We start from the raw sequence: 12487 nt of genomic DNA, 5'->3' as shown, positions 1-12487 counted from the left end.
ACACCAGTGCGTCGGTCAACAAATCTGCGGCACAAACTGCCGCAGACCTGTTTTTCACTGCTATTCGTAGACGCGCTGATCCTCGATCACCAACCCGTCTTTGGGCAGCGAGCCGGGGGCCACGACTTCGATTGCGCCTTTCAGTTTCAGCACTTCGGCCACCGATCTGGCATATGCCGTATCATCCCCGCCTGTGCTTTCGATCTGGACAGTCATCGAATCCATCTCGCCCTGACGGGTGGCGATGACTCGAGCCTTGACGATCTCTTCATGCTTGTCGACCAAAGCGGCAACCTGTTCCGGACGCACGAACATACCTTTGATCTTGGTCGTCTGATCTGCACGCCCCATCCAACCTTTGATCCGGGTGTTCGTGCGACCGCAGGGGGAAATCCCCGGCATTACGGCGGACAGGTCGCCCGTCGCAAAGCGGATCAGCGGGTAATCTGGGTTGAGAGAGGTCACCACAACCTCGCCCACCTCACCCGGTGCCACCGGAGTTCCGGTTCCAGGTGTCACAATCTCGACAATCACGTGCTCGTCGATGATCATCCCGTCGATCGCGGCGCTTTCATAAGCAATATTGCCCAGATCCGCTGTCGCGTAACATTGCAGGCACGAGATACCCCGGTCGGCATATTCCTGTCGCAAAGACGGGAACAAAGCGCCTCCGCCAACGGCGGCTTTCGAGAAATGTAGTGAAACGCCCATCTCGTCGGCTTTGTCCAGAATGACCTTCAGGTAATCCGGCGTACCTGCATAGGCCGTACAGCCAACATCGCGGGCGGCAGTCACCTGCAACTCGGTTTGTCCGGTCCCTGCGGGCAGAACAGCCGCGCCAACAGCCCGTGCGCCATTTTCAAAGATCATACCGGCCGGCGTCAGATGATACCCAAAACAGTTCTGGACGATGTCCCCTGCGCCAACGCCCGCGGCATTCAGGAAACGGCCCATGCGCCACCAGTCGTGATCAGTGCTGCCCGGCTCATAGATCGGCCCGGGCGACTGGAACACATGATGGAAATGCCGCGCGGGTTTTACCGTAAATCCGCCAAACGGGGAGCGTTTGGCCTGTGCCCGGGTCAAATCCGATTTCCGCAGAACGGGCAATGTCTGCAAATCTTCTGCTGACTTTACCTTATTAGTGTCTGATTCTGACAGATGCGACGCAAATCCAGGGGCCGACATCGCGCGTTTGATCTGCTCCACTAGTGCCTTGGCCTGGTCCGAGGCGCGTTCGTCTGCCGAGCGTGTTTCGAGTGCGTCGAAATAGGTCATCGCCATATCCTCCATCCGCTCACAGCCACCTTTTGCGACGACGATAGGACCGCACATCACGAAAGCTTTTGCGGCCCTCGTCGGACATACCCAGATAAAACTCTTTCACATCCGGGTTTTCGCGCAGGTCTGCGGCCGGGCCGTCCATCACGACACGCCCGGATTCAAGAATATAGCCGTAATGCGCAAAGCGCAGGGCGACGTTGGTGTTCTGCTCTGCTAGCAGAAAGGACACGCCCTCTTTTTCGTTGAGGTCCTTCACGATACTGAAAATCTCTTCGACCAGCTGCGGAGCAAGACCCATTGAAGGTTCGTCCAGCAAAATCGTCTCGGGCCGCGACATCAACGCCCGCCCCATGGCAACCATTTGCTGTTCCCCACCCGATGTATAGCCTGCCTGCGACCGGCGACGTTCCTTGAGCCGGGGGAAATATGCGTAAACCATCTCAAGATCCCGCTGGACCGCAGCCGCCCCGTCCTTGCGGGTGTAGGCACCGGTCAGCAAGTTTTCCTCGACGGTCAGGTGCTCGAAACAGTGGCGGCCTTCCATCACCTGAATGACACCCTTTTCAACCAGATCGGCCGGATCGCTTTCATGCACGTTCTGGCCGCGATACTTGATCGAACCTTTGGTGACTTCTCCGCGTTCGGAATGCAGCAGGTTCGAAACGGCCTTGAGCGTGGTTGTCTTGCCCGCGCCATTGCCGCCCAGCAGTGCTGTGATGCCGCCCTTTGGAACGTTCAGGCTGACGCCTTTCAACACGAGGATCACGTGGTTGTAGATCACCTCGATATTATTGACCTCAAGCAGGGTTTCCGCCTGCACGTCAGTGGTTTGTGCCGCATCCAGCATCAGCGCGTTTCCTCATGCCTGCCCGTTCCGGGGCTGTTCGTGAGGAGCGGCAGGTAACCCGCCGCTCCGGTTGTCTGAACGCCCCGGATCACATCCGTGGCGCAACATGCCTTACTCGCAACGTGGCGAGATGCTGTTTTCGGTTGCGTAGGCACCGGAATCTTCATCGATCAACGCGCCGATAACTTCGGCATCTGTCGGTTTGAAGTCCTGTACCGGGTTCCAGGCGCCAGTCGCCGCATCCCACTGAACAACACCGACAAGGCCTGGGCCGCCGTGATTTTCGCAGGAAACCGAGAATTCAGGGCCGAACCCGGACATGCCAAGAGCTTCCATCTTGGCGTTGGTCATTTCCAATGCTTCCATGCCATCGCGCATCATCGATGCGTCGATATCAGCGGTTCCGTGCATCGCCTGCGCCGTTTTCACAGCCTCGGCTGCCAGCATGGCGGCATAAAGACCACGGTTGTACTGAACTGTACCCAGCTGATCGCCGGCACCTGCAGCCTTGCCCGAGTCAACGACGTACTTTTTCAGGTCGTCATAGACAGGATAGTCCATACCAAGGCCAGTAAAGGTCAGTGCCTTGTAACCGGTCGCTTTTTCCCCAGCAGGCTGAACGTCGAATTCCGCGCCCGACCACCAGACACCGATGAAGTTTTCCATCGGGAAACGGATGTTGGCCGCTTCCTGAACCGCAACCTGGTTCATGACGCCCCAGCCCCACATGATGACATAGTCAGGCTTTTCGCGGCGAATTTGCAGCCATTGCGACTTCTGCTCCTGGCCCGGGTGATCAACCGGCAGCAAGGACAGCTCATACCCATGCTTTTCAGCCAGAGTTTCCAGCGTCCGGATCGGTTCCTTGCCATAGGCCGAGTTGTGATAGACCAGCGCAATCTTCTTACCGCTCAGGTCACCGCCATTTTCATCCAACAGATAGTTGATCGCGCCGGACGCACCGTTCCAGTAGTTGGCCGGATAGTTGAACACATGGCTGAACACTTTGCCATTCGCAGCCGAGGTCCGGCCATACCCCATTGTGTGTAGCGGAATGCCGTCAGCGGTCACTTTGGGGATCAGCTGATAGGTGATACCGGTCGACAGCGGCTGATACACCAGTGCGCCTTCACCTTTGGTGGATTCATAACATTCCACGCCTTTTTCGGTGTTATACCCGGTTTCACATTCGATCACGTTTGCTGGTACACCGCCAATGCCACCATCCCGCTCGTTCAGCAGCGTGAAATAGTCGGCGTAACCGTCCGCGAACGGAATACCACCGGCCGCATAGGGCCCGGTTCGATAGCTGAGCGACGGGAACACAAGATCCGCCATCGCAGGTCCTGCCGCCATCAGGGCGCTCAGCGCCACAGTTGCCAGTTTCTTGTTCATCGGGTGTCTCCTCCCTTGATTGATCCGATATTGAGTTCGGGCTTGATCACCCGTCTTTATGATTGGGCCAGCCCTCAGTGCGGGAACGGCCAGAGTCTGAGTTTCTCTTTCGCCACGCGCCACAACTGGGCCAGACCGTGAGGCTCGAGGATCAGGAACATGATGATCAGCGCGCCCACAATCACCAGCTGAAGATGGGCAACGATATCGGTCGGCCAACCCAGAAGATCGACGCCAACCAGTTTGAGCAGAACCGGCAGCAGCACCAGGAACGCCGCCCCGGCAAAAGACCCGAAGATCGAGCCTAACCCGCCGATAATCACCATGAAAAGCACCAGAAACGACTTCTGAATGCCGAACGCTTCGCCCACCTCGACCGCGCCAAGATAGACGGCAAAGAACAAGGCCCCTGCGATGCCCACAAAGAACGAACTGACAGCGAAAGCGCTGATCTTGGCCTTCAACGGGTTCACCCCGATGATTTCGGCGGCGATATCCATGTCGCGGATCGCCATCCATGTCCGCCCGGTCGTGCCGCGGGTCAGGTTGCGCGCAATAATCGCGCTGGCGGTCAGGAAGATCAGACAGAACAGGTAGGTCGCCCATGCCGGGGCGTTCGGGCCCGAGATGATAATGCCGAACACGTCACGTTCTGGCGCGTTGATCTGACCCGAGGCCGAGTAGTTGTAAAACCACGGCACCCGGTTGAAGAGCCACACCAGAAAGAACTGTGCTGCAAGCGTCGCCACCGCCAGATAAAACCCTTTGATCCGCAAAGAAGGCAGGCCGAACAAGACGCCTACAATCGCAGTGATACCACCAGCCAGCAGGACATGAATGAACATGCTGACGTCTGGAAATGCGGTCATCAACTTGTAGCAGGCATAAGCGCCGACAGCCATGAAACCGCCTGTACCAAGGCTGACCTGCCCGCAATAGCCCACGAGTATGTTCAATCCGATCGCCGCGATGGCATAGATCAGAAAGGGCAGCAGCAGGGCGTTTGCCCAATAGTCGTTGATGATGAACGGAATGATCCCGAACGCCACCGCCAAAACGACATAGTACCGGTACCGGTCGAACTTGATCGGGAAAGTCTGGCTGTCATCCACGTAGGAGGTTTTGAAATCTCCGGCCTCACGATAGAACATCTGTTACTTTCCCCATTCTTCCTGCGCCCGGTTCCGGGTCGCGGCGTCCAGCTGGCTGGACCCTTTGGCATATCCGCTCGCCTCAGAGGCGCGCACCAGTTTCAGGTAGGCCAGAACACCCATGATCAGACCTGCAAAGGCCAGGATCGCGGCAATCGTCAGCTGGCTGTCAGTCAGGTCGTTCGAGGTCAGCGCGATATATCCAAAGGCCCAGAACCCCGCCCATGCGATCACATTGATGATGGCGATCAGCTTGGTCATGCGTTACACCCTCTCGATGATCTTCTCGCCGAACAGACCCTGCGGTCTAAACACCAGAAAGATCAGCGCCAGCACATAGGCGAACCAGTTTTCGGTCGCGCCGCCGACCAGCGGGCCAATCGAGAATTCGAACAGCTTCTCGCCCACACCGATGATCAGTCCGCCGACGATGGCACCGGGGATCGAAGTGAAACCGCCCAGCATCAGCACCGGCAGTGCCTTGAGTGCGATCAGCGACAGCGAGAACTGCACGCCCGATTTGGTGCCCCACATGATCCCTGCGACCAGCGCCACGAACCCGGCCACCGACCAGACCATGACCCAGATGAAGTTGAGCGAGATCCCGACCGAAAGTGCCGCCTGATGGTCATCCGCCACAGCGCGCATGGCCCGCCCCTGCTTTGTGTACTGGCTAAAGGCCACCAGCGCCGCCACCAGAAGCGCCGCAATCACGGTTGCCACGATGTCGAGGTTGTCGATGAAGAAGCCATAGCCGAAGATGTTAAAGGTGACCTCGTCGATCCACAGGTTGATGCCCTGGGGCAGACCCACATCCAGCGTCTTGATCTCGGATCCCCACATCAGGTCGGCCACGCCTTCAAGGAAATAGGCCAGACCGATCGTGGCCATGAACAGGATGATCGGCTCCTGCCCAACCAGATGCCGCATGACAAAGCGCTGCACACACCAGGCCAGCAGAACCATCACACCCATTGTCAGGATGATCGCCAGCAGGGCGGGGATGTTCCAGCCGAAGTTATAGACATGAGTGCCGAAGGTCGCGTTGATCAAATGCGCGAAAGGCACCTGCCCGTTCATGATCCCGACCAGTGTCATCGCCGCAAACAGGGCCATAACCCCTTGCGCGTAATTGAAAATCCCGGATGCCTTGTAGATCAGCACAAAGCCCAGCGCGACCAGCGCATAAAGCACCCCGGCCATCAGACCGTTAAGGATGACCTCCGTGGCAAAGATTAACTGCTCAGGCATATGTGCCTCCCCGGATATCTGCTTTGGTCTCAGTCATGGCTGACCCCCAGATAGGCGTCGATGACTTCCTGATTGTTGCGCACCTCGTCGGGTGTACCGTCACCAATCTTTTTTCCGTAATCCATCACGACCACGCGGTCGCTCAGGTCCATCACCACGCCCATATCGTGTTCGATCAGGGCGATGGTGGTGCCGAATTCGTCATTCACATCGAGGATAAAGCGGCTCATGTCCTCTTTCTCTTCGACATTCATGCCCGCCATCGGTTCATCCAGCAGCAAGAGCTTTGGTTCTGCCGCCAGTGCGCGGGCCAGTTCGACGCGTTTTTTCAGGCCATAAGGCAGGCGCGCAACGGGCGTCTTGCGGATGTGCTGGATTTCAAGGAAATCGATGATCTTCTCGACCGCCTCACGGTTTTCAACCTCTTCCGCCTCGGCCTTTCCCTTCCACCAGGCCTGCTGGAAGATGTTGGTCTGCATGAAATTCAAACGCCCGGTCATGACGTTGTCCAAAACGCTCATCCCTTCGAACAGGGCGATGTTCTGGAACGTCCGCGCGATCCCCTGCTGCGCCACCTCAAAGGGCCGCATCGCTGGGCGTTTTGATCCGTGGAACCAGACCTCGCCTTCCTGCGGGACATAGAACCCCGAGATAACGTTCAGCATGGATGATTTTCCGGCCCCGTTCGGCCCGATGATGGCGCGAATTTCGCCTTCGCGAATATCGAACGAGATGTCCTTGATCGCCACGACGCCGCCAAAGCGCAGGGTGATGTTCTTCATTTCCATCACCACGCCGCCGATCTTGCGACCGTCTTCGGTGACATATCCTTCGGCGTTATCCAGCATCAGTCACTCCCTGACTTGCGCATAAACGGGATGGCGGGCGTGGCGATGGCCGCAGGTCTAGCGGTGCAATGGCGGCCCTCATTCCGCTGCCACCTTGTGCTGCGCACCCGGTACAACCGGCGCATCCACGATTTTCAGCGTCGCGCTGATCGATCCCTTGCGCCCATCTTCATAGGTCACTTCGGTCGTGGTCGACACGCTTTCGGACCCGTCATAAAGCGCCGCAATGATGTCGTGGAACTTCTCTTCGACAAACCCACGCCGCACTTTCCGGGTGCGCGTCATCTCACCATCATCAGCGTCCAGTTCTTTGTGCAGAACGACAAAGCGATGCACCTGGCAACCGGACAGCATTTCATCAGCTGCTACCGATTTGTTGACCTCTTCCACATGCGCCTTGATCGTCTCTAACACACGCGGATGCCCGGCCAGTTCCTGATAGGACGCATAGGCCACGTTGTTGCGTTCCGCCCAGTTGCCGACCGCTGTCAGGTCGATATTGATGAACGCCACGCAGCGGTCCTTGCCGTTTCCGAACAGAACGACCTCGAGAATATCGGGGTAGAATTTCAGCTTGTTCTCGACATATTTCGGCGCGAACATGGACCCGTCTGCCATTTTGCCCACGTCCTTGGCGCGGTCGATGATCCGCAGATGGCCGCTGCTTTCCTCGATAAATCCGGCATCACCCGTTGCCACCCAGCCTTCGGCATCTTTGGTCGATGCCGTGGAATCCGGGTTGTTGTAATATTCGACAAACACGCCGGGCGAGCGGTAGTGGATCTCGCCCTTGTCGTCGATCCTGATCTCGACATCCGGCGCGGGCACGCCAACCGTATCGGCCCGAACCTCGCCATCCGGCTGTACGGTGATGAAAACGGTTGCTTCGGTCTGACCATAAAGCTGTTTCAGGTTGATGCCCAAAGATCGATAGAAATCAAAGATTTCCGGTCCGATCGCTTCACCCGCTGTATAGCCAACCCGGAACCGGCCATAACCCAGCGTATCCTTGAGCGGCCCATAGACCAGCAGGTTACCCAGCGCGTATTTCATCCGGTCGCCAAAGCCGACGGGTTTGCCATCCAGCAACTTGCCACCCACCTTTTTGGCATGCGCCATGAAGTGATGGAACATGCGCTGCTTCAGCTTGCTCGCATCCTCCATCCGGATCATTACATTGGTCAGCTGGCTTTCAAACACGCGCGGCGGGGCGAAGAAATAGGTCGGCCCGATTTCGCGTAGATCGGTCATCATCGTGTCGGCGCTTTCCGGGCAGTTTACGCAGAACCCGCACCAATAGGCCTGACCGATGGAAAAGATGAAATCCCCAACCCATGCCATTGGTAGGTAGGAGAGGATATCTTCATCGCGGGTCAGATGGTCGAAGATCGCTGAATTCTTGGCGCTTTCGATCACGTTGCGGTTCGACAGAACCACCCCCTTGGGCTTGCCCGTTGTGCCCGAGGTATAAAGCATGACGCAGGTGTCGTTATAGGTGATCTCAGAGATGCGCTTGTCCAGCTCTGCATCAAACCGCTGATGTCCTGCCTGACCTTCGGCCATGAGGTCTTCCAGCGCGTTCATCTGGCTGTGGTCGTATTTCCGCATCCCTCGCTTGTCGGTATAGAGGATGTGCTTGATCTGGTGCACTTTTTCCTGAATTTCGATGACCTTGTCGACCTGTTCCTGATCACCGCAGACGACGTATTTCGCGCCGCAATGCTCCATCACATAGGTCATCTCTTCGGCGACTGCGTCCTGATACAGAGGCACCGGAATTGCACCGACCATCTGTGCCGCGACCATGGTCCAGTAATGTGCTGGCCGGTTGCGTCCGACCACGGCAATGTGGTCACCGCGCTCAACGCCAATTTCAAGAAATCCAAGAGCGAGCGCGCGAATTTCCTTGGCCGCTTCAGCCCAGGTCCAGCATTGCCAGATCCCAAATTCTTTTTCCCGATAGGCCGGGGCATCCCCGAACTGGGTCGCGTTGCGGTGTAGAAGCGCCGGAAGGGAATGCAACCCTTCGGCGCCCGACTGCGTCTGAGCCAATCTTTTTCTCCTCCCCATCCGGCCTCCTCAAAGCCGGAAATGGCGGATCCGGGAAAGCCCCCGGATGCCAGTGCCCCGATTTGGGACACCCGCACGATCAGCGTCAACTTTTTCCTGATGTTTTCTCAATTCTTACGAATTGTAACAGGTGCAGAGGGGTGATGTTACGTTTTGTACAAGATGTACAAATGCAGACTGTCACGAGGAACCCGATAGTCCCAAGCTATTGCCATACCAAACAGGTCCCGTGTTCAACAGGGATGGCGTACCGGCAAACAGAATACGACCTTCGGCAGGTTGGCGCGGTTACTGATACTTAGCTTTTAGTGCTGCTTTTTAGAACGACCAACAGATGTTGAGCGCAACGTGTACAGCAACCCTAAAAGTTTCGTGTTCAAGGGCATTGTCTTATCGCGGTAAACTAGACTTGCCTCATAGGGCTTGTTGGCGTCGCAAAGTTCAATGATTTCACCTGCGGCCAAAAGCATCTCTTCCATCAGGGCTTCGGCGGCTTCCGCCTTGCTTGCCTCATCCTCTGAAATTGATTTGTCTCTTTGGGACTTTCGGCGGAAATCCACAATGGCAGCGGGCACGTATTCAGTGACCCAATTTCTGAAGCGCGTCATGTCAGAGCCATTGGCCTGAGTGCCATCCGATTTGGTGTAGGATTTGTAATCACCGTATAGGGCCAGGATCGTACTTGTCTGGTGAAACAAAAGATCCTGCCGCGCAAAATCGAGTTCGACGTAGCGGTCAATTCGGGCCTATTCTTCGATCATGACCGTTATCGAAGCCTTCGCATCATCTGCTTTGGCACTATGAACCGCTGAAATAAGAAAAGCCAAAATCAAAACAATCCTGGGCACCCAAAGCTTTCCAACTCGACTTGCAATCATAACGAGGTACTCCTTCACCGTTGAGAAAGCACTCGAACACTACCACAAATCGGCAAATAAATCCGCCAAGCTGAAATTCGGGCCGTTTGCGCCCGACGCCCCTTGAGCCCTTACAACCAATCCCGAAGAATCGGGATCAATGGCACATCCGCTGCGGGCATGGGGTAATTGCGCAGGTCATTTGCGCGGACCCATTTCAGCGCCTGCCCCTCTTTCGACTGCGGGATACCCTGCCATTTGCGGCAGGCGAACAGCGGCATGAGCAGGTGGAAATCATCATAGCTGTGGCTGGCAAAGGTCAGGGGGGCGAGGCACGAGGCCCAGGTGTCGATGCCCAGCTCCTCGTGCAATTCGCGGATCAGGGCGGCCTCGGGGGTTTCGCCGGGTTCGATCTTGCCGCCGGGAAACTCCCACAGCCCGGCCATGGATTTGCCCTCAGGGCGTTGGGCCAACAGCACCCGGCCCTCGATGTCGATCAGGGCGACAGCTGAAACCAACACGGTTTTCACGAGCGGTAATCCGCGTTGATCTCGATATATCCGTGCGTCAGATCGCAGGTCCAGACGGTGGATTTGCCCGCGCCCAGACCCAGATCTACGGCGATGACCAGATCCTGACCTTTCATATAGGCGGCGGCGGCGTCTTCGCTGTAATCGGGGCTGACCCAGCCCTTTTCGGCCACAAGTATGTCGCCGAAGGAAATGCTCAGCAGGTCGCGATCCGCCGCGGCACCGGATTTGCCGATGGCCATGACGATACGACCCCAGTTCGGGTCTTCGCCCGCGATGGCGGTTTTGACCAGCGGAGAGTTGGCGATGGCAAGGCCATGGGTCTTGGCGTCAGCGTCTGTTGCGGCCCCTGTCACGCGGATTTCGACGAATTTCGTGGCACCTTCGCCATCGCGCACCACTTGCTGGGCCAGATCCAGCATCACAGCCTCCAGCGCCTCGGCGAAGGCCGCATTGCCGGTGGCGTCCACACCCGAAGCGCCGGTGGCGCACAGCAGCAGGCTGTCCGAGGTGGATGTATCGCTGTCCACGGTGATGCAGTTGAACGTCCGGTCTGTCTGCGCCCCCAGCATCGCCTGCAACGCCGATTGTTCGACCTGCGCGTCGGTGAAGATATAGACCAGCATGGTCGCCATATCTGGCGCAATCATGCCGGACCCCTTGGCAATCCCCGCAATAGAGACTGTTTTGCCATCAATTTCGACCTGCGCCACGGCCCCTTTCGGGAAGGTGTCGGTGGTCATGATCGCGCGTGCGGCGTCTTCGATCGCGTGACGGCTGAGATCCGCCTTCAGCGTTTCAAGCTTGGCAATGATGCGGTCATGCGCCAGCGGCTCACCGATGACGCCGGTTGAGGAGGTAAAGACCCGCTCGACCGGAACACCTGTCGCCTTCGAGATGGCCTGCGTCACCTCGGCCACCGAGGTCTGACCATAATGCCCGGTAAAGGCATTGGCATTACCCGAATTCACCAGGATCGCCGCCGGGCCATCGCTGGGCCCGCCGATCTTGTCCTGACAATCCAGAACCGGCGCGGCACGCGTGGCTGAACGGGTAAAGACCCCGGCCACAGATGTGCCCGGGTCCAGCACGGCCAGCATGACATCGGTGCGGCCCTGATATCGCACGCCCGCCGCGACGGTGGCGAACCGCACACCGTCAATTGCAGGCAAATCAGGGAAGGACGCTGGCGCCAGCGGCGACACCTTGGTGATCTTGGCCACGGGGATTACTCCTGAATCAGGTCCAGCTGGCGCAGGACTTCGGGTCCGGCACCTTCCAAAGCGGGGCGGTCGATCTGTGCCTGCTGTGTCAGTTCATCGATGCGCGCCTGAATGGCGTCCTGCTGAACGGTCTGTGCAAGCTCTTCGCGCACGGCATCCAGCGCGGGCGCTTCGGTTTTGCGCTTGTCGTTCAACTTGACCACATGCCAGCCAAACTGCGTCTGAACAGGGTCGGACACCTGCCCTTTTTCAAGCGCGACCACGGCTGTTTCGAATTCCGGTACCATCTGGCCCTTGCCGAACCAGCCCAGCGCGCCGCCATTGGGGCCGGACGGACCGGTGGAATGCGCGCGCGCGAGCTCGGCGAAATCGGCGCCGTCATCAAGCTGCGCCTTGAGGTCGTTGGCCTGTTCTTCGGTCTCGACCAGAATGTGGCTGGCATCGAATTCGTCTTCACCCGCGAAATCGTTGTACTGCGCGTCGTAGGCTGCCTGAATGGCCTCGTCCGTGACAACGGTATCGGTCAGGGCTGTGACGGTCTGAACCGCCAGAAGAGAGCGTTCTTCATTTTTCAGCCGCAGCGTGTTCAGTTTGTTCAGCCCGTCCTGCTGTTGCCCCAGCAATTGCTGCTGGATCAGCTGTTCCAGCACGAAGTCGTACAATACATCATCTTCGGCCTGCTGGTACTGCGGCGGCAGGGCGGCAACGGTAGCGATCACGTGACCCAAAGTGATCTCATCCCCGTTCACACGCGCCACCACAGTGGATGCATCCGGCTGGGTTTCAGCGGCCAGCGGCAAGGCCATCATGGCGGTCAGAGCCAGCGATGGCAGAAAAGTGAGGCCTTTGGGCATTGAATCATCCTATTTCCTTGCCGCGGCAGGGCGCAGCGTTGACACTCTGGAACCTGCCGCTTACATCGCTTTGAAGCCTTGGACAGGGCCGCCTTTCACCCCCCGTATCTATGGGTTGCGCGCAAGGTGGGCAAGCCTGTCAAAAACCAAGACAAGAACAGATCCGCTGGAGTGAAC

General features: G+C 57.7%; 12 protein-coding genes. All 12 read right to left on the bottom strand.

Translation table 11 applies throughout. The features are described 5' to 3' along the window. Positions 1 to 60 precede the first annotated feature (60 nt). Entirely contained in the window at positions 61 to 1278 is a 1218-nt protein-coding gene (locus ACR0AP_RS11855; RefSeq protein ID WP_480506949.1) for a phenylacetate--CoA ligase family protein, read from the bottom strand. A gap of 19 nt (positions 1279 to 1297) precedes the next feature. Continuing rightward, entirely contained in the window at positions 1298 to 2131 is an 834-nt protein-coding gene (locus tag ACR0AP_RS11850; protein ID WP_480474334.1) for an ABC transporter ATP-binding protein, read from the bottom strand. A 111-nt stretch (positions 2132 to 2242) separates the two neighbouring features. Beyond that, on the bottom strand, positions 2243 to 3526 hold the full coding sequence (locus ACR0AP_RS11845; protein WP_480474335.1) for an ABC transporter substrate-binding protein: 1284 nt from the start codon (positions 3524 to 3526) through the stop codon (positions 2243 to 2245). 74 nt (positions 3527 to 3600) lie between these two features. Beyond that, positions 3601 to 4677 carry a branched-chain amino acid ABC transporter permease gene (locus ACR0AP_RS11840; protein WP_209598953.1) on the bottom strand — a complete coding sequence of 359 codons (1077 nt, stop codon included), beginning with the start codon at positions 4675 to 4677 and terminating at the stop codon, positions 3601 to 3603. A 3-nt stretch (positions 4678 to 4680) separates the two neighbouring features. Further along, a complete protein-coding gene (locus ACR0AP_RS11835) occupies positions 4681 to 4938 on the bottom strand; it encodes a hypothetical protein (RefSeq protein ID WP_209506939.1) in 258 nt (85 codons plus the stop codon). A 3-nt stretch (positions 4939 to 4941) separates the two neighbouring features. After that, the gene (locus ACR0AP_RS11830; RefSeq protein ID WP_209506938.1) at positions 4942 to 5928 is read right to left on the bottom strand and encodes a branched-chain amino acid ABC transporter permease; all 987 of its coding nucleotides are present in this window, start codon (positions 5926 to 5928) and stop codon (positions 4942 to 4944) included. Between the two features lie 29 nt (positions 5929 to 5957). After that, positions 5958 to 6776: an ABC transporter ATP-binding protein gene (locus ACR0AP_RS11825; RefSeq protein ID WP_267363930.1), complete on the bottom strand. Its 819-nt coding sequence runs from the start codon at positions 6774 to 6776 to the stop codon at positions 5958 to 5960. A gap of 78 nt (positions 6777 to 6854) precedes the next feature. Beyond that, on the bottom strand, positions 6855 to 8846 hold the full coding sequence (locus tag ACR0AP_RS11820; RefSeq protein WP_480506896.1) for an AMP-binding protein: 1992 nt from the start codon (positions 8844 to 8846) through the stop codon (positions 6855 to 6857). A gap of 305 nt (positions 8847 to 9151) precedes the next feature. Next, positions 9152 to 9544, bottom strand: a complete 393-nt coding sequence (locus ACR0AP_RS11815; protein WP_480506895.1) for a hypothetical protein — start codon at positions 9542 to 9544, stop codon at positions 9152 to 9154. Positions 9545 to 9834: 290 nt separating this feature from the next. Next, positions 9835 to 10233, bottom strand: a complete 399-nt coding sequence (mutT, locus tag ACR0AP_RS11810) for an 8-oxo-dGTP diphosphatase MutT (protein ID WP_267363933.1) — start codon at positions 10231 to 10233, stop codon at positions 9835 to 9837. After that, on the bottom strand, positions 10230 to 11456 hold the full coding sequence (argJ, locus tag ACR0AP_RS11805) for a bifunctional glutamate N-acetyltransferase/amino-acid acetyltransferase ArgJ (protein WP_480506894.1): 1227 nt from the start codon (positions 11454 to 11456) through the stop codon (positions 10230 to 10232). The genes mutT and argJ overlap by 4 nt, the downstream gene beginning before the upstream one ends. 5 nt (positions 11457 to 11461) lie before the next feature. Further along, a complete protein-coding gene (locus ACR0AP_RS11800) occupies positions 11462 to 12310 on the bottom strand; it encodes a peptidylprolyl isomerase (RefSeq protein ID WP_480482443.1) in 849 nt (282 codons plus the stop codon). Between the last annotated feature and the right edge of the window lie 177 nt (positions 12311 to 12487).

This window comes from Ruegeria sp. AF7 (assembly GCF_056541885.1).
This window is presented reverse-complemented; position numbering and strand designations above follow the sequence as displayed.